Here is a 25147-nt window from a genome sequence, read left to right as displayed (position 1 = left end):
ACTTTTTTATTCTGCTGCTTTCAACTCCAAAATCGTATCTCTTAAAGTCGCTGCTGTTTCAAAGTCTAATGCTTTCGCTGCATCCCGCATTTCTTTTTCTAATTTCATCAATAAATCTGCTTTTTCTTGGCGACTTAGTTCATGGTAAGATTTATCGATTTTTATTGTTTCACCTTTTTCATTGGTTTTAGAAATTGAAATCAACTCACGAATTTCTTTAATGATGGTTTTTGGTGTAATGCCATGTTCTTCATTGTATTTTTCTTGGATTGAACGACGTCGAGCCGTTTCGTCCATAGCTTTTTGCATGGAATCAGTGATTTTATCTGCGTACATGATCACTCGTCCGTCCGAATTCCGAGCCGCACGTCCGATGGTTTGGATCAATGAACGTTCACTTCTCAAGAATCCTTCTTTATCTGCGTCTAAAATTGCAATCAAGGATACTTCTGGAACATCCAATCCTTCACGAAGCAAGTTGATCCCAATCAACACATCAAATTCACCTAAACGTAGATCTCGAATGATTTCCGTTCGTTCTAATGTTTTGATATCACTATGAAGATATTTCACTTTGATTCCTAGTTCTTTAAGGTAATCCGTTAAATCTTCAGACATTTTCTTCGTTAACGTGGTGATAAATACACGTTGATCCTTCTCTACACGATCATGGATCTCACCCACTAAATCATCAATTTGTCCCATAATTGGACGAACTTCAATCAATGGATCTAGCAATCCTGTTGGCCGAATAATCTGTGGAATCACAGTATCTGTTTGCTCATGCTCGTAAGGTCCGGGTGTTGCAGAAACATAGACGACTTGATGCACATGTTCTTCAAATTCTTCAAGGCGTAAGGGGCGATTATCTAAAGCACTTGGCAATCGGAAACCATAATCTACCAGCATTTGTTTTCTAGCACGGTCGCCATTATACATACCACGAATTTGTGGCATCGAGACATGAGACTCGTCGATCACAAGTAAAAAATCATCTGGGAAGAAATCAATCAGCGTATAAGGCGGTTCCCCTTCTGAACGACCATCCATATGGCGTGAATAATTTTCAATACCAGATGTATAGCCCATTTCTCTCATCATTTCGATATCATAATTCGTTCTTTGTTCCAGTCTTTGCGCTTCTAATAATTTGTTTTCATTACGCAAAACCGTTAATCGTGCTTCTAATTCTTCTTGTATTTGTGAAATTGCATGTTCCATATGATCTTCATTGGTCACAAAGTGAGTTGCTGGGAAAATTGCGACATGTTCTGTCTCACCTATCACTTCGCCGGTTAACGCATCAACTTCTCTGATGCGCTCAATTTCATCGCCAAAAAACTCGACTCTTAGTGCATGATCGTCTCGGGATGCTGGAAAAATCTCTACTACATCTCCTCGTACACGAAAACGTCCACGCTGAAAATCAATGTCGTTTCGTTCGAATTGAATGTTGACCAAATCAGTCAATAACTTACTACGCTCCATCTCCATGCCTACGCGAATAGAAACGACTTGTTCACTGTACTCCTTAGGATCTCCCAACCCAAAAATACAAGAAACCGAGGCGATTACAATAACATCGTTCCTTTCTAATAAAGAACTAGTTGCTGAATGTCGTAATTTATCGATCTCGTCATTGATACTCGCATCTTTTTCTATATATGTATCGCTAGAAGGAACATAAGCCTCTGGTTGATAATAATCATAATAACTAACAAAATACTCGACTGCGTTATTAGGGAAGAATTCTTTAAATTCTCCATAAAGCTGTCCAGCTAATGTTTTATTATGGGCAATAACTAACGTTGGCTTATTTACTTCTTTTATTACGTTTGAAATCGTGAAGGTCTTCCCAGTTCCAGTAGCACCCAACAATATTTGTGCTTTTTCTCCACCTTCGATTCCTTCAACTAATCGTTTGATTGCTTCTGGTTGATCCCCATCCGGCTTATATTTTGATACTAAGTCAAATGTATTGGAGGTCTCTCTTTCTATCATCCAACATCCTCCTCTTACTTTATTTAATTGTTGCGTCACTTTGATTAAAAATACACAGCGCTATCTACCAAGTACTCTCAGGCATACAGCAATATAACTCTACAGTCATTCTGTTTTCAACTTGTAGATCTATTCTTCATATAGGAATTTTCAGCGTTAAATTTAAATAGAAACTCCTGTCATTATTTTAACATACCGAACATATTTTCGCTAGTTTTAGAACAGGTTGCGTATACGTAATTTTTGATAATTTACATTTTATTTAATTTTTTGTTTGTATTTATAAATTTAACGGAATACTGTTTGAGCTAATCTTATTTTGTATTTTTCTACCCCTATATGTAACATCTTATTACATAGAATGTTAGAAAATGAGTTTTTTTTGATTTTCTCATTGTGAATGACTTGTGCTTTTGCCTTTTCTTACTATATAATTATCCAATATGCAAATATAGGAGGTATTTTATGAAAAGGAAACACTTTTTACTGTCATTTATTGTAATGATGGCAAGTCTACTAACATTTACTCTTGGACAGAATGCTCAAGCTGAGGAAAAAACATATAATATAGGAACAGATTTAACGTTTGCTCCATTTGAATTCCAAGATTCAAATGGTGAGTATGTTGGAATCGATGTTGATTTGCTTCACGCAATCGCTGATGATCAAGATTTCAAAGTAAACTTAAAGCCACTTGGGTTTGACAGTGCTATTCAAGCAGTTCAATCAAAACAAGTAGACGGTATGATCGCCGGAATGGGCATTACGGATGAGCGAAAAAAATCTTTTGACTTTTCAGATCCTTATTTCGATAGTGGCTTACAAATGGCGGTCAAAAAAGGCAATGATAAAATCAAAGGTTACGAAGATTTAAAAGGCAAAACTGTCGCAGCGAAAGTTGGAACTGAAAGTGCTACTTTCTTAGAGAAAAATCAAGAAAAATATGGCTATACCATCAAAAACTTTGATGATGCAACAGGTCTTTATCAAGCACTAGAAAATGGCGAAGCTGATGCAATCTTCGATGATTATCCTGTATTGGGCTATGCCATAACAAATGGACAAAAACTTCAATTAGTTGGTAAAAAAGAAACGGGTAGTTCTTATGGGTTTGCTGTGAAAAAAGGGCAAAACAAAGAATTGATCGAAAAATTCAATGCTGGATTGAAAGAATTAAAAAGTTCAGGTAAATATGATGAGATTGTCGGTAAGTATATTTCCACTGGAACTGAAACAACTGATACTGATTCTAAAATGAAAAAGATTCAACCTAAAAAAGATTCCTATGTAATTGCTAGTGATTCTACGTTTGCCCCATTTGAATTTCAAAACTCAGATGGTAAATATGAAGGAATCGATGTTGATCTCGTTCAACGTATTGCTGAACTTCAAGATTTTGATATTGAATTTAAATTCATCGGATTTAGTTCTGCCGTTCAAGCAGTTGAGTCTGGTCAAGCTGATGCAATGATCGCAGGAATGACGATTACAGATGAGCGTGAAAAATCTTTTGACTTCTCTACACCTTACTTTAACAGCGGGATTCAAATTGCGGTCAAAAAGGGCAATGACAAGATTCACTCTTACGAAGATTTAAAAGGAGAAAAAGTTGGTGCTAAAATCGGAACTGAAAGTGCTGATTTTCTAGAAGCCAACAAAGATAAATACGGCTATACAGTCAAATACTTAGATACAACTGATGCTTTATATAGCGCTCTTGAAATCGGCGAAATCGATGCAATGATGGATGATTACCCCGTTATCGGGTATGGCGTTGCACAAAAACAACCGTTAGCAACACCTATTCCTCGTGAAGAAGGAGGAAAATATGGTTTTGCAGTTAAGAAAGGAAAAAATCCAGAGTTGATCCAAATGTTCAATGAAGGATTAGCTGAATTAAAACGAACTGGCGAATATGATGAGATTATCGGAAAATATGTAAAAGATGGCTCTACTGAAAACAAAGTAGATGAATCAACATTTGTTGGTATGATCCAAAATAACTGGAAACGTCTTTTAAGTGGTTTATGGATGACTATTCAATTAACTCTGATTTCATTTATTTTAGCGTTGATTGTCGGCGTTCTATTCGGATTATTTAGTGCTTCTCCGTCTAAAACGTTACGTGTTATTTCTACTATTTATGTTGATATCATCCGAGGTATTCCGTTAATGGTACTGGCTTTCTTTATCTATTTTGGTTTACCTGGAATTTTAGGCTTTAATATTCCCGTTTTCCTTGCTGGAATCATTACTTTAACCCTAAATGCAAGTGCTTATATTTCTGAAATCGTACGTGGCGGTATTAATGCTGTACCCGTCGGCCAAATGGAAGCTTCTCGTAGTTTAGGTCTTTCATACAACCGAACGATGCAAAAAATCATTTTGCCACAAGCAATCAAAATCATGATCCCCTCTTTCGTCAATCAGTTTGTTATTTCTTTAAAAGATACAACTATTCTATCTGCAATCGGCTTGATTGAATTATTGCAAACTGGTAAAATCATTGTTGCTCGAAACTTACAAAGTACGATGGTTTACTTCGTAATTGCAATGATGTATTTAATCTTGATCACAGCCTTGACGAAATTGGCTAAAGTTTGGGAAAAGAAGGTGAAATAATATGGCAGAAAAAATTTTAGTAGAACACTTAGTAAAAAAATATGGCGATAATACTGTTCTTAATGATATCAATGTATCGATCCAAGAAGGTGATGTTGTATGTGTTATTGGTCCTTCTGGTTCTGGTAAAAGTACGTTCCTTCGTTGTTTAAATCAGCTTGAAGAAGCGACTAGCGGCGATATTATTATCGATGGTGCTAATTTAACCGATAAGAATACCAATATCAACAAAGTGCGCCAGCATATTGGAATGGTTTTCCAACATTTTAATTTGTTCCCTCACTTGTCGATCCTGGAAAATATTACTTTAGCCCCAACTGATTTAGGTCTTCTTTCTAAGAAAGAAGCTGAAGAAAAAGCAATTAAGCTTTTAGACACAGTCGGTTTAGCTGATAAAAAAGACAGCTACCCAGAATCTTTATCTGGTGGACAAAAACAACGTGTGGCAATCGCTCGCGCCTTAGCAATGAATCCAGACATCATGCTGTTCGACGAACCAACTTCTGCACTCGATCCTGAGATGGTTGGTGATGTATTGAATGTTATGAAAAAATTAGCAAAACAAGGGATGACGATGGTTATCGTTACACATGAAATGGGCTTTGCGAAAGAAGTAGCAAATCGTGTAATGTTTATCGATGGTGGTAATTTCTTAGAAGATGGTTCACCACAACAAATCTTTGAAAATCCACAAAATGAACGAACAAAAGATTTCTTGGATAAAGTACTTAATATTTGATCCAAAAAGGGATAGATTGCTTCTATTGCAGAGCAATCTATCTTTTTTATTTATTTAGCATTACACTTGATAATTTCGTTTTTTTAAAGTAAATTTGAACAGACTATATAAGGAGTGTTGTTAAATGAAGAGACTTTATACATTTTTTACTGAAGATTTATTATTTTCACTTTCTTTTCTAATTGCTATTATCAGCTGTGCATTCGGCAAATTTTCCTTCAACTCAATTGATTTTAAAGTCATTTTTTGTTTGTTGGGTTTGATGCTTTTTGTGAAGAACCTTGAGAAATTAGGTATCCTAACCTATTTTGCTGAGAAAATGATCGATTTTTCTTCCACCACTCGTAGTCTTATTCGAAATATTGTCATCTTGTCATTCCTTAGTTCTATGGTTTTGACCAATGATGTTGCGATCCTTACGTTGATGCCGATTTACTTAACGATCATCAAGAAATTCCCCAAAATGGAGAATAAGATTTTAGGAGCTGTCTTACTGATTGTTGCTGCAAATTTAGGCAGTAGTTTTTTCCCTTTTGGTAATCCACAAAATCTGTTTTTATTTTCTTATTATTCTCTTTCCACCTTATCTTTTTTCAAATGGTCTATTGTATTACTCTTTTCTTCAGTACTATTTTTACTAATTTCCTTTTTATTCATAAAAAAGAGTCCGATTCCCACACAGCATAATTTAGTTCCAAGGATCAACAGGCCTAAAGCACTATTCTTAAGTATGATTGGGGGGGTCATTCTTTTAGGTGTCTTTGCTATTTTCCCTTATTATTTCGTCATTCCGATTGCCATCATTCTTCTCACTATTTATGATAGAAAAACGGTTTCAGAAATTGATTATAAATTATTGTGGACATTTATTTTTTTCTTTATTGCTGTTAGCAATTTTGCTCAAGTCGAGGTACTTTCCTCTTTCATAAAGGATCAATTTACGACAAGTTCACGGTCTTTTTTCAGCAGTATTCTTGTCAGCCAAGTTATCAGTAATGTTCCTGCCGCTATTTTAATTGCTCCTTTTACAGAGCAATCTCAGGCACTTTTTTGGGGTGTCAATGTCGGAGGCTTGGGAACTATTATTGCTTCTTTAGCTAATTTGATTGGATTTAAATTATATAAAGAATATTATCCGGATCAATCAACATCATTTCTTTTGCAATTCACTGCTGTAAACGTTGTGTTTTTACTTGGTTTTATCCTATTTTTTGCCTTTATACTATAAAAAACACGAGACAAAACGATAAATCGCGTTGTTTCGTGTTTTTGTTTGCATTCATTAATTTGCAATGGCTTCAAGTCTAGCTTTCACATCTTGTTCTGAAAGTTCATTTCTTAGCACATAACGATTCGCTGGGTGATGACGACATTCATCTGAACAGCTGCCAAGGTACTTCGCTTCGTTTTCTTCCGATGCCAAAATTTGTTTATTACAGAAAGGATTTGCACAATTGATGTAACGTTCGCAAGGTGTTCCATCAAACCAATCTTTCCCAATAATTTTTTTATCAACATGATTGATTTCAACACTGATTCGTTCATCAAAGACATACATTTTCCCGTCCCATAGCTCGCCTCGTGTCTCTGGATCTTTTCCGTAAACCGCGATACCACCATGAAGTTGGGCTACATCTTGAAATCCTTCCTTGATCAACCAGCCAGAAAATTTCTCACAACGGATACCACCAGTACAGTAAGTAACCACTTTTTTATCCATAAATTGTTCTTTATTGTCTCTAATCCATTGTGGTAATTCCCTAAAGTTACGAATATCAGGACGAACAGCGCCTCTAAAGTGCCCTAAGTCATATTCATAATCATTTCTAGCATCAATTACAACTGTATCTTCATCAAGCAATGCTTCTTTAAATTCAGCTGGTTCTAAATATTTCCCAGTTAGCTCTAACGGATTCACATCCTCTTCCAAGCTCAAAGAAACCAGTTCTTTTCTAGGACGGACAAACATTTTATGAAAGGCGTTTTCTGGTACTTCATCAATTTTAAAGTAAGTATCTTTAAAACGTTCATCTGCTAACATCGCTTCCATATAAGCATCTGTATCAGAAATCGTACCTGAAAGTGTACCGTTGATTCCTTCTGTTGCGACTAAAATTCTACCTTTTAAGTCTAAAGACTTACAAAAAGCAAGGTGCTCCTTTGCAAATTCTTCTGGGTTTTCAATCGTCGTATATTTATAATAAAGTAATACGCGGTAATCCATTTTATCTTGCTCCTTTTTCCTCGAAACTGCCTAGCTATCTCCAAAATAACAGTACAGTTCTTATTTTCTAATCATACGTATTCAGTATATAAAAAAAGAATCAGTAAAAGCGAACTATTTGCTTGTGTAGAAATGCACAGGTGGTGCTGCAAAAAATACATAAAAAAAGCCTACGTTTTTCTTTTGAAAAGCGTAAGCTTTCGGTCTAAATTGACTTATTCTTGTCCAGACACTGCAAAATAATTCTCATCATTATCCGCAAAATTAAAGACTAGTCCAGTTGGCAGCTGAACTAATTCACCAACACGCACACCAGCATCTTTCATTTTTTTATATAAATTGATGACATCATCAGCAAAAAACATCAATGATGGCGTATTTCCAGCAACTTCTGGTGAATGTTGTTGAATAAATGCTAAGTCATATAAAACAATCATTGTTTCTGCCGTTTCGCTTGGGGCAATCTCAACGACAAGAGTGCCGTCAACAGCCTCTCTTTCCTTTTCCACAAAGCCGATTTTTTGCCAAAATTGACTTGATTCCTCTACATTTGTTACATATAACATTATTTTTATTTGGTTCGTAAACATGTCTTTAACTCCTTATCTTTTTTATATTAACACAATCGCCTTATCATTATATACTTTTTATCATAGCTTATGGTAGGGATTTATGAAAATAAATGCGCTTGAATAAAACCATATTAAGAAAGAAAGTAAGGGTGTGACACAAAAGTAAACATCACTTTTGTATCACACCCTAAATGCGAATAAACGATGGCAATAGAAGCAAGCCCTTCTTATTTCTCGGGAATAAACGTTTCTGTCTCAGCCTCTTACTTTTATTCATTAATTTTCTTGGGGAAGAGAAGAGATCCTATTTTATGCATTTTCTTCAATAACTAATTTACTATCGTTTAACACATCACGATCTAACTCGTTGATTCGTGAACTAGTTACGACACCAGCCACCATACTATCACTTACATTAATGGCTGTTCTAGCCATATCGATCAATGGTTCCACAGAAATTACTAAGCCCACGATTGCAACTGGTAAGTTCATTGAACCTAAAACAATCAATGAAGCAAACGTTGCACCACCACCGACACCAGCAACACCAAATGAGCTGATTGTGACGATCGCAACTAACATTAAAATAAATTCTAAACTGAAGACATCGATGCCCACAGTCGGTGCAACGATTGTCGCCAACATTGCAGGATAAACCCCAGCACAGCCATTTTGACCGATTGATAAGCCAAAGCTTGCTGCGAAGTTTGCTGTTGCATCATCAACACCTAATGCTTTTGTTTGTGTTTCAATATTTAAAGGCAATGCGCCAGCACTTGATCTTGACGTAAAAGCAAAACTCAATACAGGAAAAGATTTTTTCAAATATGTCACTGGGTTTACTTTAACAGAAACTAAGATCAATAAGTGGACGAGCATCACAAAAATCAACGCAGTATATGACGCTAAAACAAATTTACCTAAGTTAAGGATCGCATCAAAATCACTTGTCGCAACAACGTTGGTCATCAATGCTAAAACTCCATAAGGTGTCAAACGTAAAACCAATGTCACGATGCGCATTGTGATTTTATATAGGCTATCGATCAAATTAGCGAAAAATTCTGCTTCTTTCGGTGCTTTTCTTTTAATACCTAAGTATGCAATGCCGACAAATGCTGCAAAGATTACTACACCAATCGTACTTGTTGCACGAGTTCCTGCAAAGTCTGCAAAAACATTTCTAGGAATAAAGGATAAAATTTGTTGGGGAATCGATAGGTTTTCAACGGTTTCCTGTCTCGTTGCAAGTTCTGCAATTCGTGCCGTTTCTGCCGTTCCTTGCGTAAATTTTGCACCTTGTAGCCCAAATAATAATGTTGTACCAATTCCTATCAAGGCAGCAACAGCTGTTGTGCCTAGCAATGTAGCTAGTACATTGAAACTGATTTTACCTAGTTGTTTGGATTCTTTCATCTTAGTAAATGCTCCGACAATAGAAACAAATACCAAGGGGATTACGAGCATTTGTAAAAATGCTACATATCCATTACCTACAATACCGATCCATTCCATTGCTTGCGTTGTGACTTTGTCTTGAGTACCGAATGCGAATTGAATAATTGCACCTAATACAATACCAACACCTAATGCGGCAAAAACACGAGTAGAAAATTTATAGTGTTTAGTTTGCATACGATAAAAGACGTATAACACAGCAAGAAATGCAAGGACCACTAAAACAGTGATGAGTGTTGTCATTTTTTTCCCTCCTAAATTTGATAGCCGAAAGAGCTCGTCAAGCCTTGACAAGAAAATCAAAAAACACATGAGACATTCTTTCTCTCGCTTGTTTTTATCTTTTCCCCGAAACCTTCTTTCTTAGAGCTTGTGCGCTTAGAACTTGATACGATCGAAGCAAGGAGTAGTGCTAACTCTTGAAGCTAAATATTACAAATGACAAGTACATCAAAGGAAGTAAAGGTTCCCGGGGATCATTCTTCAACAATCCGCCCTGAAAATAAATACCTTCATTTTCAGTGATAAACCTATTGTAACTGATTTAAAAAGGGAATGGATACTATTTTGTTTCTATAATGATAGAAAAAAGAGTTTGTGATAGTCAAAAACTATCGCAAACTCTTAAATGTATAATTTAATTATTTAAATGGATCATCTTATCCTGATTATTCTTCAACCGCAGACTGGAAGTTTAATTGGATACCTGGTTTGTCTAAGGCGATTTCAGTAATTTCATACGCCATACGCTGTACGATACTGAATAGCGGACTAACTAACTCATCCACTTCTTCTTGGGAAATATCCTCTTGGCTTTTGATTTTATGATTGATGATATGATTGATTTGGCTAACTGAACCTGACAAAACATACTCTTCAAATACTAGACGAAATTCTAAACGAGCGGCGATGATTGAATTTTCCTTTGGGTAGTTTTCATCTGTTGATTCGATTGGCGAGAACCCAACTCTAAGATCGGTCTCTACTTCTCCCATATCTTCAGTACGCATATCGTAATGAAAAGCCTCTACGACTTCTTGTTGACGTTTTATTTCCATGAATTAAAATCTCCTTTTTTTAGCTCAATAACTATTTTCTCTATCCAATTACAATAGAATAAAGCATAGTCTATCTATATTTTTATTATACCACACATCTTTTTGTCACAAATGCTCGGATACTTTTTTTAATCTAATTTTTAAATGAATGGATCGGTGCAGGAATTCGACCACCGCGTAGGATAAAGTCGGTTGAGGCATAATCATTAACTTTCATGACTGGCGCTCTGCCTAATAATCCGCCGAATTCAACCATATCACCTACTTTTGTTCCTTCAGCCGGTATAAGTCTAACAGCTGTTGTTTTGTGATTAATGACACCGATTGCCGCTTCATCTGCGATCATTGCAGCTATTGTTTCAGCTGATGTTTCACCAGGTATCGCAACCATATCTAAACCAACGGAGCAGATGGCTGTCATCGCTTCTAATTTTTCCAGATTTAGTGCACCATTATTGACCGCATCGATCATTCCAGCATCTTCTGAAACTGGGATAAAGGCGCCAGATAATCCACCAACGTGGTTACAAGCCATTACGCCGCCTTTTTTCACTGCATCATTCAACAAAGCCAAAGCTGCTGTTGTCCCATGAGTCCCAACGCTTTCCAAGCCCATTTCCTCTAAAATATAGGCTACACTATCACCGACAGCAGGAGTTGGAGCTAACGATAAATCGACGATACCAAACGGAACATTTAACCGATCTGACGCTATTTTCCCAACCAATTGTCCCATTCTCGTAATTTTAAATGCTGTTTGTTTTACGACTTCTGCCACAATATCAAAGGGTTCTCCTTTGACTTTTTCAAGTGCTCGCTTGACCACACCAGGTCCGCTGACACCTACATTGATCACACAATCTGCTTCTCCGACTCCATGAAAAGCACCTGCCATAAATGGATTATCTTCCACCGCATTAGCAAATACGACCAATTTAGCACAACCCATATCAGATTTTGCTGCTGTTTCTTTGATTATATAGCCCATATGGCGAACTGCATCCATATTAATTCCAGCTTTAGTTGATCCAATATTTACTGAAGAACAAACAAATTGTGTTTCTGCTAACGCTTGAGGAATCGAATTAATCAAAATCTCATCACCATGTTGGTAGCCTTTTTCGACTAGTGCACTGAAGCCACCGATAAAATTGACTCCAACTGCTTGAGCTGCTTTATCCAAAGCTTTCGCATATTTTACATAGTTCTTGTCTGAACTTGCGGCTGCAATGATTCCAATTGGTGTGACAGAAATCCGCTTATTGATAATCGGAATACCATACTCCGATTCGATCTCTTCTCCAACTTTAACTAAATTTTTAGCCAACCGAGTGATTTTATCGTAGATTTTTTGACAAGCTTTATCACTGTCACTATCAATGCAATCTAACAACGAAATCCCCATTGTGATGGTTCGAATATCTAAATTTTCTTCTTCGATCATGCGAATTGTTTCTAGAATCTGATTGGTTTCCAAAAAATTTCCTCCTAAATTTAAAAGCTGAAAGAGCTAAACTTCTCTGAACGAAAAATTTAGCCTTTACGTTTTTTTGCCATAAGCCTATTTTATATCTTTATAAGGTACTAAGTATTTATAACAAATAATACAGCTTTTATCCTTATAGTTTATGCATCACATTGAATATTTCTTCGTTTTGAATGCTGATTGTCACACCTAGTTTTTCACCTAAAGTATTCAGTTCAGACCGAATCGCTTCGAAATCATTCTTTTCTTTCGAAATCTCCAATACCATCATCATTGTAAAATAACTATCCATGATGGTTTGTGAAACGTCAATAATATTCATATTCAGCTCTGCTAACGTTTGACTGACCCCTGCGATGATTCCTACTTTGTCTTTCCCAATTACAGTTAATACTGCGCGCATATCGTTTCCTCCTAAATTTAAAAGCTGAAAGAGTTCTAATAGACTTGACAAGAAAATAAAAAAAAAGTAAATCTGTTCAGTGTCTCATTTTTTCTTTTTCCTGAGAAGTTCACCCAGCCACATAAGTTTTTCCTATTATATCATAATTTGTTCAGTTATTAATAAAAAATCAGAACAAAAAACATAGGAAATTTAGTGATTGTTCGGTAATTATTGGTACAAAAAACCTTCTGAGATCGTACTTGATCATCTCAGAAGATTTGCAGTTAAACTATTTTGTTGAATTGTTCTTTGCAGGTCGAACAAGTGACTTTGATCTTCCCTTTCCCTTTCGGTGCTCGCAATTGTTGTTTACATGTTGGACACTTAAAATAAGTATAAATCTTACGTTCTTTGAGCTTAATTTTTATTGTCTCGAATTTCTTTTTTAATTGCTGTATTCTTAAAACGTAGCGCGTATTTTCATTTGAGCGTGGATATATTCTTTTAGAGAAAAACCGGTAGTTATTCCATAGTAAAAGAGCCACTGCTATCCAAAACGCAATTGAGGTCGGTAAAAATAGATTAAGCAATAATAGGAACAAACTCGCCTTCATTAAAGTGTTGTTTAATTCATCCATTCGAGCATATCTTCCTACTAATAGTTTTTGAATCTTTGCATTCCAACGAAGTAATCGTTCTAGCCAAATTTGTCCCATATGATCCCTCTTTTCTTTCCTATTATCTCAATCAATAGTGACTGTTTCAAGAGGTATCCTGAAAAAAATCGGTCCATTATTCGACTTCTTTTTTTGAATAAGTGAGATAGCTTACTGACTATAGGAAAAGCAATTTAAACGTATTTTCCGCAAAATTGTGCAAGATAAGCACAATCTGAATAAATTATTCATCGTCTTTAAAATTCAAAATCAGCTTGTTCGTTTCACCAATAAAATCATATTGATAAGAACCAGTCAAAGCTTGTAATCCTCCAGTACTTTTAATGATCATTCCAGGAGAGTCGAGTGATCCTTTGTCAAAAATTCCTTTTTCAGCCGCTGTAAAGGTTCCTGTTTTTCCTTTATATTGGCCTTCGAAATGGAGGAATCCTGTGATCCTAGCGGTTGCAAGATGTTCATCTTCTTTATTGCTTTCTAAATAGTAAAGTAAATATTCCACCCATGCTTTGCCGAGTAAATCACCTTCAATCTCGTATTCCGCACGAACACGATTTATTGGAAAGGCTGTTTTTTGTTCGTCTATTGGTTCTTCGTTCCACTTTGTTACGCTGAATAGCACACTCATACTTCTCCCTCCTTATAAATTACAGGATAGCAAACATACGTTCTTTTTACAAGCGAACAGCGCAATAAAATTTAGCTTTAATCAACTGACTTGATTTCTTAATTCAATAAAAATTTTTTGATTTTTTTACTAAATACTTTGACATTTTCTGATTTAGATGCTGCCGTTGTAACCTCTAGATTACCAGTTTTTTTTGACCAGGTACCTGAATCTGCAGTTAGATAAATACTTACTTTCTCCTCTTCTTTATGGTTGTTTATATACTCTAAAACAGCTTTCGGAGGATCACTCGATTGAACTGTCGATAAAACAACCACTTTGTCCCAGTCTTCAATCTTATTTTCAGCTATTTCCTCAATTGGTTCTACTTGTATATAAATGTTTTCATCTACTAGATTATTTTTAAGTTCATTGATCACTTCATTTTTAAAAGCACGGTTTTGCGTGTAAATAACCGCTTTATAGGAATTAGATTTTTCCTTTAGCTCTTCATTGATTTCATAACTTGAAATAACACCTTGAATTCTAGCTAATCGATAATAACCTAAAAAGCCAGCTGCTCCTAAAGCGATCAATAAAATTCCTAGTAATCCATATTTCAATAGTTTGTTTTTCCATATTTTTTTCATTTCTCTTTCCTACTTTCATTATTTTTAGGGTAAGATGGTTTCTTTTTTATTTTTCTCAATCTAACTCTTATTCTTAGATTGATTTTTTTCTAGCCACAGATATACCACTATAATGACTATTGACAGTACAGCATTTAAAATAAAGGTACTTGGATAAATAGTTCCAATGTTACTATTTACACGTTGCGGAAAGCAGTAACGTGCTATGTCATTTAATACGACGATCATGATCCATCCAATTGCAACGACAACTGTTTTTGAAACATTCGGCAACCATAATTTAGCAATTACCCCTCGAAACAAAATCAGGTAACTAATCATCCCAACCAGATAAATAGCTAACTCGAGCGATAGTAAAAAGATTTCTTTTAAACTGATAGAAATCATTGTAAAGTTAAACACTAAATTGATTGCACCAATCACGATAACTTGCATATACGAAAGCAAATATTTTGCGACGATTTGCTCAAAGGTCGATTGATTGGCTGTACTTGCTAGCGTTCTGTGACTGGATTGAATGTTTAGTTGATTGATTCGCCAAGTCAAAATAACTGCTATCAACACAGATAGTAGAATCGGCAATCGTTCCCAGCGAAATTCGGGTATCGTTAATTGAAATACATATTTAGCCAAATAACTGATTAAAATCAATGTTAAACTATTCAAAAAGAACTTCTTGTTTTTTTCATGATAAAAATTAACTAAACGTATCATTGGCTTCCTCCTCATATATTTCTTTCAGAGACAACTGTTTTTTCTCCCGTAACTCTTCTGAATTGATCACTTCACAGTATCTATTTGGATTCATAAATAGCACATCTTTAAATAACGTATCCATGTTTTCAATAAAATTAGTCGAAACTACCATTAATATGTTTTCACCACTGGTTTTCCGTATCATTTTTTTGACTTGTATACGAGAGGAATAATTTAAATAGGCAAAAGGTTCATCTGTTTAGCATATTCACACGCAACCTTGACTTTTACTCGGTTGCATACTGTACTATTCCAGTCACACACTTGGCTGATAAATCTTATTTTAAAGGAAACAAAAAAAACAATTTATATCACTGATATAAATCGCCTACTCTTGATTATTCTAGATTTGAGCTCAAAAACTCTACCTGGCTATGCTATACTTTTTATACTTGGAATTTTTAACCCCATTTTATCTGAAAGGAGGACGGAACAATCGAATTATATAAAAATAATTTAGCTTTGATTGCTTATTTAAAAACAACGTCTCATAATATCTGGACTGAGAAAACATATGAAAAAGATAGCCTAGTCATTGACGAATATGAAAAAACTGAAACGATCTATTATGTTCTAGATGGCGTTCTCAGTGTCGAAATTCTTAACGATGGTAAATGCTACATTTCTTCGTTTGTTTTTCAAAATGATTTTTTTGGCTTAGATAGCTTTTCTACCTTTAAACAAAAGGACCATAGTATTCGTGTTATGAGTGAGCAAGCTACGATTTTCTGTTTATCTAAAGAAAAGCTTTTAAATGTATTAAATGAACAACCAGAGTATTATGCGTTACTTTTAACTAACTTTGCTGATATTTTTCAACGCCATTACGGCTACTTTCATTTTCTCTATTTGCCAACTACAGAGCGAATAAAAAACGCGTTGAGGTATTTAAGTGACCACATTGGTCTTATCACTGAAGCTGAACATTTAGAATTACCAAAATTTATCACGCAAGAAGTATTATCAAAGTTCTGTCGTACATCGCAATCCAGAGTTTCTGTTTCTTTAAGTGAGCTGGAAAAAACGGGTTGGCTATTAAAAAAGAAAGTGCCTATCACTCTAAACTAAAAAAGGCGAAAATCAGTGTGATTCTGATTTCCGGCTTTTTCTTTCATCTTGTTTTGACGATCATTTCCAATGCTTTTGCCATATCTTCACTAGTTAGATCGATACGTTCATCTTCCAAACAGTGTTTGAGATTTTCAGTTACAACCAAGCCAATCACTTTATCAATACTGGAGCGAACAGCCATCAGCTGTGTTACAACTTCTCGGCAGTCTTTTCCTTCATCCATCATTTTTAAAATTCCACGAATTTGCCCTTCCGAACGTTTTAAGCGATTCGCTAGTTTAGGGTCACAAGCCATCAACAATTTCTCCTCTCCATACAGACATACCACCCATCACATTCGTAACATCATATCCTAATGAAGCGAAATATTCACTCGCCATTTGTGAACGACCTCCTGCATGACAGATAATATAATATGATTGATTTTTATCCAGTGATTCGGCTGTTTCCTGTAGCCTACTTAAAGGCAGACTTTTTGCTCCTTTGATATGTCCAGAAACATATTCATCGTCTTCACGTACATCTATGATTGCTAATTCATTTCTTTTTTCTAGTTGTTCAAATTCATCGATCATCATTGTTTTATACATTATTGAATAACCTCCTGAGGGTAAATTATACTATGATTTCATACGCTTCAGACACTCTTCTTAATCGTGTTGCAGCATACATTCCAACAACAATTACGATCCTTATTATAATTTCCCTCCTCGAGTTTCTCCACGCCAAGAATTCATTCCGCCTCTAACATTGAGTGCACCGATTCCGTTATTTTTTAATCGCTTTACTGCTTGCCGACTTCTCATACCCGACTGGCAAATCACATGGACTGGGCCATGAGCTCTTTTTGTATAAGAGCTCAGTTTACTTAGGGGTATATTTTTTGCGCCAGGTATATGTCCTAATGTAAATTCTGCCTTTTATCGGACATCAATCAATTCAGTTCCTTTTGTTAATTTTTGTTGAAATTCTCTTGTGTTAATTGAATTCTTATTAAAAAATGAAACATACGCTCCCCCTTAAATACCCATAAGGGTATATTTAATGATTATTATAAATGAATCTTTGAGAGTTGTAAAGACCTTTTTTTATTATTTTTTATAATTAAAGAACGATTCTATGCCTTATTTCTTAATCAATATGAATTATTTCTTAAGAAAGCCAAACAAATATTAACTTATTTGGCATATTTTTGTAACATTGAACCTCTATACTGTATACAGTTACTTAAAGAAACAAGAAAAGAGGTTATTACATGAATCAAGGAATTCGAAAAAAACAAACTATTTTACCCTTAACATTGATTCTACTTCTTTCATTTGCTAGTCTTTTCCTTATTTTTAATAAAGAAGAACAACCAATACAAGATGAAGCGACTGCTTATCAGCAGATTTTTATTGATGAAATAGCATCTGAAGCGAAAATTTTACAAAAGAAAACACATTTATTTGCCAGTATCACTATCGCCCAAGCAATTTTAGAATCTGATTGGGGCCGCAGTGCATTAGCAGTTGAAGCCAATAATCTGTTTGGAATCAAAGGCTCTTTTAACGATCAATCTAGTATTATGCCTACAGATGAGTTTATTGATGGAGAAAGAATCACAATCGATGATTCCTTTAAAAAATATACAACAGTCCAAGAATCCATGGTCGATCATATGGAATTTTTAAAAGGTGGTACCTATGACGGTATTAAAACAAGCAACAATTATCGAGAAGCAGCCGTTGCTTTGCAAAATGGTGGATACGCAACCGACCCAGATTATGCTGAAAAATTGATTCAATTAATCGATGAATTTAAACTCTATAAATATGATAAGTAAGCAATACAGGTTAAAAGCGATTTTATTTAAACCTGGATATGTTTTACATTGGTCAGCTGTTCCACTTGTACTTATCGTCCTAAATCAAACGAATAGATTGTTAAAAGGAGTCTTTATGTATGCAAATTTTAGTTGCGGATGATAGTCCGGAAATGGTACAAATCGTCAGTGCCTATTTAAAAAAAGACGGATTCACAGTTCATACGGCATTGGATGGTGAAGCCGCTTTAAAGATTTTTTATCAAGAAAAATTAGATTTGGCTATTATTGATTGGATGATGCCTAAACTTGACGGACTCGAGGTCATTAAAACCATCAAAACAGAAAGTACACTAAAAGTTTTGATGCTAACCGCTAAATCAACTGGCGAAGATGAATTTCTTTCATTATCCAATGGCGCCGATGACTACATCACTAAACCGTTTCATCCTAAAGTCCTATTATTACGCGTAAAAAAATTGCTTGGTCTGACACATTCTTTTTATATAAAAGAGTTACTGATCAATCCAGCTAATTTAACCGTCTGGAAAAATGAGCACATATTAGATTTAACCAAAAAAGAGTTTGATTTGTTAATGATGCTCGCTAAAAATCGTGGACGTATTTTGACAAGGGAACAACTTCTAGTTGGTGTTTGGGGAATGGATTACGATGGCGTCGCTCGTACCGTTGATACTCATATTAGAAGACTACGAGAAAAAATCGGCGATGAGATCATCACCACTAAAAGAGGAGTGGGCTATCTCATTGAAAAAGAAAACTAGAAAAATCAGTACCACACTTACTCTGACATTTTCATTGATCATCATTGGTAGTTTTATTGTGATGTTTGTTTTAAATAGTTTGATCGTTCCTCATTACTATTTTTCAAAAATGGAACATAAAATTGCTTCTGTTATGACTGATATCCAGCAAAACGTTAAATCAGAACAACAACTAGCTGAATTAGAAGAAAATAATCAAGTCACGATCATCACACAGCCCTTAGAAGGTACGTCCCTTGATGACTTTAATGAAGCCTTGAATTTGGCGTTAAATCGAAAGAAAGTCGCATTAAACCGTTTTTGGATCACACAAGAAACGTTAGACCAATTGCAAAAAACGTCTCATTCTGTGCAGCGAAATTTTGACCAAGGCAAACAAAAATCTAGTTTCTTAGTTGAAATTCGAGTGATTAACGATACTTTTTACTTGGTTGGTGTCTCTACAGTAAATTTTTCTGAAACAGCCAGCTTGATTAATTCGTTTAATTTTGTTTCTTTGAGCATCACATTGTTGTTGATCATTGTATTGATTTACCTCTCTATTCGAAAGATAACTGATCCTTTGGTAAATTTAAAAAAAGTAGCAGAAGAAATCACGACTCTGACATTTGTGACGACCGATGATATTCCCGCAAATGAGATTGGCGAGCTTGCCCTTAGTATCAATAAAATGAGCTATGCTTTGGCAACGTATCAAAAGAACTTACTGGCTAAAAATGAGCAGTTAAAACAATTTACAGCAGATTTGACCCACGAATTAAAAACACCGATTGCCCTGATCAAAGCTTATGGTTCAGGCATTGAAGATGATTTAGATGACGGAACTTACTTAACTGTTATTTTACAGCAAACGCAACGATTGAATGATATCGTAGATCAGATGTTAGACTATGCAAAGTTAGAACAACAACAGCCTATCCATAAGGTGCCGCTACAATTATCAGACACTTGGCACCAAACTGTAACCGAGCTTCGACCGACAATGGAAAATGAAGATCTGTTGTTACTGGAAGCAGACACAGACCTTCCACTTTCTTTGATTGACGCAGACCCCATTTTGCTCAAAAGAGTTTTTGATAATGTATTGACCAACAGTATTAAGTACACCACCGACAAAGAAATTCAAGTCAGTTGGCGCGAAACAGAAGACTCTATCGAATTTACAATCAGTAATCAAACCTCCTTACCTTCTGATTTCGATGTATCTAAGCTATGGGAAGCTTTTTATGTCCATGAAAAATCACGAAATAAAAACCTTTCTGGAACAGGACTTGGTTTGTCGATTGTTCAGTCAATCATGAATGAGCATGGCTTTACAGTCGAAGCAAGATTGGTTCATAAGACACTGATCTTTGTTTTACATTTTTATAAAGTTGGAGAACAGGCGTAACATTTTGCGCTTGTTTTTTTATGTTTGAAATTGGCATTTTTCTGTAACATTGCGTTGTTAAACTTACTGTATGTTATTACGTTTCGTAAGGGTATTTCTTTAAAAAATTTGGAATAAAAATTATTTTTCTTCTTTTTTTTGAGACTATTTGAACCACTTTCAAAACACAGCAAATAACTAAAAATGATATCAAAAAGTACCAAATGCAGTGAAGCAAACCATTTTACTCTATTGGAGGAGGAAACTATGAAAAAAATTACTATCTATCTAAGCCTAGCGGCAATCACTCTATCTCTATCAGCTTGTCATTTTAACAAGACTAATGCGACTAGCAAATCAGAGGAATTGTTCACCAACGCAGAAATCGAACAAAACAAAACCTATGCCAAAACTGATTTCTCTTTTGAGGTCGATCCAAAAACATTTACTGTCTCAATTACCGAGAACGGTGAAAAAGCAGAAGTCTCCAAACCCCAAAAAGCAAAAAAAGTCATGGATTTAAAAAAGAGCAAAGAAGAAATCAGCTGGACATATCCGAATGAACAAATAAAGGTCAAAATAAAAAAAGAGAAAAACCATCTTGCTGTTGCTCTTACTAGCTTGTCTGATGAAGATATCTCTTTTACATGGCCTAAACTAGATGCAAAAAATTATGTATTGCCAATTGCTGAAGGAAAAACGATTCCTAACAATCAAAACGAGTGGCTTGCTTACTTTAAACAAAATGAAGAATTATCGATGAGTGAAGCTTTTTCAATGAGTTTTTTCACAACCAACCAAGAAACATTCGCTACAACATTTGTCATGGACAATACTTTTAATAGTGATCTTTTAACGAAAACCGAGCCTCATCTTACGTTGGAAGCCAGTCATAATTTTATTGGCTTCGACAAAAATAAAACTATGAATTACCGACTTTATGTTACCGATAACGATCCTGTCGCTATCGCCAAAACCTACCAAATGGATAGAATTGATTTAGGTGAATTTAGAACCTTAGATGAAAAAGAAAAAGATATTCCTGAAATAAAAAAAATGCGTGGTGCTATCCAAGTTTATTACTGGAACAGTCGGATTTTAAACACAGAAGATATTACCTGGAGCAAATTACCTCAAGTAGTTGATGAACCTATTTTCCAATGGATCGGTGAATTATTAGCCCAATATGGCGAAGATGGTTCTGAGGAGTATCTAAAAGCACTAGCGGCATTTAAAAATGATGAAGGCTATAAATATGAAAAAAACACCTTCTTAACATCGATCAATTATGTCCTACTTTATCCACAATTTTACAATAAAGACATTTTCAAAAACCCCGATGCACAAGCGCAAAAACTACTTAACAAAGGGATTGATAAACTAAGCGAACAAGAACGTTACGACTTAAATAAACATCTATTAGCTGGTGTACTTGATAATGTAACTCCACCACTTGAACACTGGGGACAAGCAACGTCATCTGATGTGTTTAAAGAAATGAAAGCATCTGGCATCGAAAATGCTTGGGTTGGTCTGCCAAATTGGGCAAACGGCTTAATGAATCCTGAGATGGTCAAAACAGCTGTTAAACAAGACTACCTGATTGGGCCTTATGATTCTTATCAATCGATTCAAGAGAATGCTAGCATCGATTGGAACACGGCTTCTTTCCCTAACAACACACTATATGAAAACGCAACAGTTACGAAGAAAAATGGTGAAAAAGTTGCTGGTTTCTTAGGCAAAGGCCGTAAATTAAATCCAACGCTGATTTTACCTGATGTTGAAGAACGATTTACTGGCATTATGAAAGAGAACATTCCATTTAATTCTTGGTTTTTAGATACGGATGCCGCTGGAGAAATTTATAACGACTATACCCCTGATCACTTAACAACACAAAGTGAAGATGTCGCTGGACGTTTGAAACGACTGAATTACTTTAATCAAAAGGGTCTTGTTGTCGGTTCTGAGGGTGGAAATGACTTTGCTTCAAAAGATATGGTTTTCGCTCACGGAATCGAAACACCTGTCATTATGTGGTCTGATCCTGATATGCGTGAAAACAAAGAAAGTGAATACTACGTAGGAAGCTATGCTTCATTAGATGGCGGTATTCCAACAAAATACAAAAAAGTTGTCCCCATCAAAGAAGAATACAAAGCAATCTATACAGATCCAGCTTTCTCTCTGCCACTTTATAAGCTTGTTTACAACCGTTCTGTAATCACTTCTCATCAATGGGAATGGGACAGCTATAAAATCAAAGATCAAGTTGGCGAGCGTCGTATGAAAGAATATCTATATAATACACCACCAATGATGCATATCGATAAAGCTACTTGGGATGAACAGAAACAAGATATTTCAGAAAACGCTAAAATTTGGAGTCCTTTCCAAAAAGCTGCTCTACAACACGAAATGACTGATTTCAAGGTACTGACAGAGGATCGCTTGATTCAAAAAACGGAGTTTGGCGAAAACTTGTCTGTCATTGCTAATTTCTCAGATCAAGATTATGAAGCGGATGGGCTAAAAATTGCCCGACAGACTGCTTTGATCATGAATGATGGGAAAGAAACCGTTATAAAAACGGAAGGATAATAAATTAAGCAAGAGCTTATAACGTAAGTTTGAATCTATAAAAAGCAGAAGTCTGGGACAGAAGCGTTTAATCGCATCTAGGGTGTGAAACAGAAGTGATTTTTACGTTTGTCCCACAGCCCTGCTTCTTTATATTTTGAAAGTCCACAGTTCATTTCCTTATAGTGTTTTTGAAAATGAGGTATAACTCAGGAATCCAGTTTATAGAGAATGCTTTGATGAATGCAATAAATACTTTCATTGCTAGTGCTATTTGAGAAGCTGTCCCTCTGGCTATACTAGAGCTCTATCTACAGCATCGAATACAATATTAGCTCATTTTAATAAAGGATTTAGACTTGCACATATCTTTGCATAATTTTTTGAAAAAATTGATGGCACTTGATCTCACTACATTCGTTGCTAAATTCTGAATCTTAACAATACTATTATTGTCCCAGTAACAATTTTTGTTGCAATATTATGACTTTGAGGTTTTCAAAAGTAATCGGATTCTTGAGTAGCAGGTAATAACTCAATGAGAGCATCTATCACAATAATTGAATCAGCCAAAGCTAAACTTGGAACAAAAAAGAACTAAGTAAATGACGACTGACAAACTAATTAACATTTTTTTAGTTTCAGGATTATATACCAACTTTTAGTTTATTTTCTCATTACGAATTAGACGACTTTACAATACTAAATATTCCTTTTAATGCAAAGCTTTTTCTGGCAATAAACTATAATAGGTAACCATTTATTGTAATCAATACTACTTTTAAACACATAATTTCATCCTCTTTCTATTTTATCTAGTCTTTTTACTCTAATAAATATATCCTAGTTCTACAAAAAAGATTCAGATACCAATCATTTTCGATTGCGACCTGAATCTTTTTTATTATTCCTTCTCATCCACTTCTATGGTTTCAGCTTAAACGTCATTTCAACTGGATTATGATCTGAATTGTTAAACTCAGCATCAATCACTGTTCCACTAGCATTCTCAACATTATCTGAAACGATGAATCCATCGATTAACGCTACAAATGACTCGCCTTTCTTATAAGGTTTATCTAAATTGCGGACTGAAGGTATTGGAATTTTCATTTCACTCAACGTTGCAACTTGTAAATCTTTCGGTAGCTCTTGCTTTGGAAAAGGTTGTAACCATGTGTATTCTTCTGTTGTGTCATTTTTAAATGTTTCAGTTGAAGAATCGAGTAGATCATGATTAAAGTCTCCACCACCAACAACGTAATTCCCTTTTTTGTATTCATTTTCCATATGATCGAATAATTTATGCACTTGTTCTTTTTGGATTTTTTGGTCTTTGATATACGCTGATAAATGAACATTATACAGCATTAGATATTTGCCGTTCTTTGCTGGGATTTTTGATACGGTGAAGGCTCGATCTAAATCAAAAAATTTATTGAGATTCGTTTCGATCGGTAAACTATAGCGGGTGCTTGTTTCAATATCATTATTACTCAAGGTTAGGATACCAGATGTCGATTTTCCAATTGGATCTAGAATCGGGTACATTAAAAATGCTGAATCATAATTCGTGGCAAATACACTAGAATAATCGTTAAATTGCTGCTTGATTTGCGCTACTTCATCCACACCACGACTACGAGTAGCGTTTTTATCAACTTCTTGGAACAAAGCAAAATCTGGCTGTCTCTTTTTGGTCGTGTCAATCACGCCCGAGATATTTTCAATAACACTCTCTTTACTCACTGCTTTTGATTGTTTGCCACCATCCATAAAAAACGTGTAATCAGGCGTATAAGATCCATAGCCAATATTAAAGGTTGTGATTTTATATTCTTTATCAATTGCTACTTTTTTTCCTTTTGTCCTTTGATTAATTTCGACAGGTACATCATCAGCGATTCTAGAATAACTGAAATAAACATAGCCAATATAAGCTAAAATGATTGCGATAATTATGCCTAAAATGCCTAAAAAGATTTTAATACTTTTTTTTAACTTCATTATTTTCTCAACTTTCTATTGTGTACTTTCTTCCATCTACAAATAGTACTCTAGGTTTTTTACTCTACAACGAACGAGCTATTTTTTACTTTAGTTTAACCATAATTGCTCTAACACTATACATGTAACCGTTCATTCTTTAAATCCATGATCTCAAAGTGTTCTGTCAAGGTTGCCATGACTACTCGCTTTTTCCCGCCGAGATTGACTCCTGGTAATAAAGCAATGTACCTTACCTTTATAAAAGCTTCCAATCTAATAAATCATTTTCTTCAACGGCATACCTATATTATAAT

Annotated in this window: 24 protein-coding genes and 1 pseudogene; 8 read left to right on the top strand and 17 right to left on the bottom strand. The window is 35.1% G+C overall.

The features are described 5' to 3' along the window. Positions 1-6 precede the first annotated feature (6 nt). The gene (gene uvrB / locus IGJ34_RS04435) at positions 7-2001 is read right to left on the bottom strand and encodes an excinuclease ABC subunit UvrB (protein WP_069655454.1); all 1995 of its coding nucleotides are present in this window, start codon (positions 1999-2001) and stop codon (positions 7-9) included. A gap of 465 nt (positions 2002-2466) precedes the next feature. On the opposite strand from uvrB, the gene IGJ34_RS04430 reads away from it, so the two are divergent. From IGJ34_RS04430 to IGJ34_RS04420, 3 genes are all read left to right on the top strand, one after another. Further along, positions 2467-4623: an amino acid ABC transporter substrate-binding protein/permease gene (locus tag IGJ34_RS04430; RefSeq protein ID WP_206835473.1), complete on the top strand. Its 2157-nt coding sequence runs from the start codon at positions 2467-2469 to the stop codon at positions 4621-4623. Position 4624: 1 nt separating this feature from the next. Beyond that, entirely contained in the window at positions 4625-5362 is a 738-nt protein-coding gene (locus IGJ34_RS04425; RefSeq protein WP_430598211.1) for an amino acid ABC transporter ATP-binding protein, read from the top strand. Positions 5363-5486: 124 nt separating this feature from the next. Next, entirely contained in the window at positions 5487-6590 is a 1104-nt protein-coding gene (locus IGJ34_RS04420) for an SLC13 family permease (RefSeq protein ID WP_430598210.1), read from the top strand. A gap of 54 nt (positions 6591-6644) precedes the next feature. Here IGJ34_RS04420 and IGJ34_RS04415 read toward each other — a convergent pair whose 3' ends face one another. The 11 genes from IGJ34_RS04415 to IGJ34_RS04365 all read right to left on the bottom strand — a co-directional run bounded on the left by IGJ34_RS04415 (position 6645) and on the right by IGJ34_RS04365 (position 15344). Beyond that, a complete protein-coding gene (locus IGJ34_RS04415; protein WP_430598209.1) occupies positions 6645-7586 on the bottom strand; it encodes a rhodanese-related sulfurtransferase in 942 nt (313 codons plus the stop codon). A gap of 215 nt (positions 7587-7801) precedes the next feature. Further along, complete coding sequence (locus IGJ34_RS04410) at positions 7802-8176, bottom strand: VOC family protein (RefSeq protein ID WP_069655459.1); 375 nt, start codon at positions 8174-8176, stop codon at positions 7802-7804. A gap of 291 nt (positions 8177-8467) precedes the next feature. Beyond that, complete coding sequence (locus tag IGJ34_RS04405; RefSeq protein WP_069655460.1) at positions 8468-9859, bottom strand: L-cystine transporter; 1392 nt, start codon at positions 9857-9859, stop codon at positions 8468-8470. Positions 9860-10284: 425 nt separating this feature from the next. Continuing rightward, on the bottom strand, positions 10285-10674 hold the full coding sequence (locus IGJ34_RS04400; protein ID WP_069655461.1) for a DUF1149 family protein: 390 nt from the start codon (positions 10672-10674) through the stop codon (positions 10285-10287). A gap of 133 nt (positions 10675-10807) precedes the next feature. Beyond that, positions 10808-12151, bottom strand: a complete 1344-nt coding sequence (locus IGJ34_RS04395; protein WP_069655462.1) for a PFL family protein — start codon at positions 12149-12151, stop codon at positions 10808-10810. A gap of 142 nt (positions 12152-12293) precedes the next feature. Next, a complete protein-coding gene (locus IGJ34_RS04390) occupies positions 12294-12563 on the bottom strand; it encodes an ACT domain-containing protein (protein ID WP_069655463.1) in 270 nt (89 codons plus the stop codon). 266 nt (positions 12564-12829) lie between these two features. Next, a complete protein-coding gene (locus IGJ34_RS04385; protein WP_430598208.1) occupies positions 12830-13261 on the bottom strand; it encodes a hypothetical protein in 432 nt (143 codons plus the stop codon). Positions 13262-13445: 184 nt separating this feature from the next. Then, positions 13446-13847, bottom strand: coding sequence for a DUF3224 domain-containing protein (locus tag IGJ34_RS04380; protein ID WP_430598207.1), 402 nt, complete (start codon positions 13845-13847; stop codon positions 13446-13448). 98 nt (positions 13848-13945) lie between these two features. Beyond that, positions 13946-14476, bottom strand: coding sequence for a hypothetical protein (locus tag IGJ34_RS04375; RefSeq protein ID WP_430598206.1), 531 nt, complete (start codon positions 14474-14476; stop codon positions 13946-13948). Positions 14477-14536: 60 nt separating this feature from the next. Further along, positions 14537-15190: a hypothetical protein gene (locus tag IGJ34_RS04370; protein ID WP_430598205.1), complete on the bottom strand. Its 654-nt coding sequence runs from the start codon at positions 15188-15190 to the stop codon at positions 14537-14539. After that, entirely contained in the window at positions 15174-15344 is a 171-nt protein-coding gene (locus tag IGJ34_RS04365) for a hypothetical protein (RefSeq protein WP_430598203.1), read from the bottom strand. The genes IGJ34_RS04370 and IGJ34_RS04365 overlap by 17 nt, the downstream gene beginning before the upstream one ends. A gap of 350 nt (positions 15345-15694) precedes the next feature. Between IGJ34_RS04365 and IGJ34_RS04360 the strand changes: the two genes are divergently transcribed. Then, the gene (locus tag IGJ34_RS04360; RefSeq protein WP_205634374.1) at positions 15695-16300 is read left to right on the top strand and encodes a Crp/Fnr family transcriptional regulator; all 606 of its coding nucleotides are present in this window, start codon (positions 15695-15697) and stop codon (positions 16298-16300) included. A 43-nt stretch (positions 16301-16343) separates the two neighbouring features. On the opposite strand, the gene IGJ34_RS04355 is transcribed toward IGJ34_RS04360, so the two are convergent. The 3 genes and pseudogenes from IGJ34_RS04355 to IGJ34_RS04345 all read right to left on the bottom strand — a co-directional run. Beyond that, the gene (locus IGJ34_RS04355) at positions 16344-16598 is read right to left on the bottom strand and encodes a metal-sensitive transcriptional regulator (protein ID WP_069655470.1); all 255 of its coding nucleotides are present in this window, start codon (positions 16596-16598) and stop codon (positions 16344-16346) included. After that, positions 16588-16893, bottom strand: coding sequence for a rhodanese-like domain-containing protein (locus IGJ34_RS04350; protein ID WP_069655471.1), 306 nt, complete (start codon positions 16891-16893; stop codon positions 16588-16590). The genes IGJ34_RS04355 and IGJ34_RS04350 overlap by 11 nt, the downstream gene beginning before the upstream one ends. Before the next feature lie 105 nt (positions 16894-16998). Beyond that, positions 16999-17208: pseudogene (locus IGJ34_RS04345) on the bottom strand (rhodanese-like domain-containing protein); the annotation flags it as partial. Positions 17209-17558: 350 nt separating this feature from the next. Between IGJ34_RS04345 and IGJ34_RS04340 the strand changes: the two are divergent. The 4 genes from IGJ34_RS04340 (at position 17559) to IGJ34_RS04325 (ending at position 22865) form a co-directional block, all read left to right on the top strand. Further along, entirely contained in the window at positions 17559-18128 is a 570-nt protein-coding gene (locus tag IGJ34_RS04340) for a glycoside hydrolase family 73 protein (RefSeq protein ID WP_069655473.1), read from the top strand. Positions 18129-18247: 119 nt separating this feature from the next. Then, positions 18248-18892 carry a response regulator transcription factor gene (locus tag IGJ34_RS04335; RefSeq protein ID WP_430598202.1) on the top strand — a complete coding sequence of 215 codons (645 nt, stop codon included), beginning with the start codon at positions 18248-18250 and terminating at the stop codon, positions 18890-18892. Then, entirely contained in the window at positions 18876-20282 is a 1407-nt protein-coding gene (locus tag IGJ34_RS04330; RefSeq protein WP_206835495.1) for a sensor histidine kinase, read from the top strand. Before IGJ34_RS04335 ends, IGJ34_RS04330 begins: the two co-directional genes overlap by 17 nt. A 246-nt stretch (positions 20283-20528) precedes the next feature. Beyond that, positions 20529-22865, top strand: a complete 2337-nt coding sequence (locus tag IGJ34_RS04325) for a glycoside hydrolase (RefSeq protein ID WP_430598201.1) — start codon at positions 20529-20531, stop codon at positions 22863-22865. 903 nt (positions 22866-23768) lie between these two features. Here the strand turns inward: IGJ34_RS04325 and IGJ34_RS04320 are convergent. Then, positions 23769-24851 carry an endonuclease/exonuclease/phosphatase family protein gene (locus IGJ34_RS04320; protein ID WP_430598200.1) on the bottom strand — a complete coding sequence of 361 codons (1083 nt, stop codon included), beginning with the start codon at positions 24849-24851 and terminating at the stop codon, positions 23769-23771. A gap of 116 nt (positions 24852-24967) precedes the next feature. Continuing rightward, positions 24968-25105, bottom strand: coding sequence for a DUF1697 domain-containing protein (locus IGJ34_RS04315; protein ID WP_430598199.1), 138 nt, complete (start codon positions 25103-25105; stop codon positions 24968-24970). Positions 25106-25147 lie beyond the last annotated feature (42 nt).

Source organism: Enterococcus sp. AZ177 (genome assembly GCF_050544585.1).
GTDB classification, from domain to species: domain Bacteria; phylum Bacillota; class Bacilli; order Lactobacillales; family Enterococcaceae; genus Enterococcus_L; species Enterococcus_L plantarum.
This window is presented reverse-complemented; position numbering and strand designations above follow the sequence as displayed.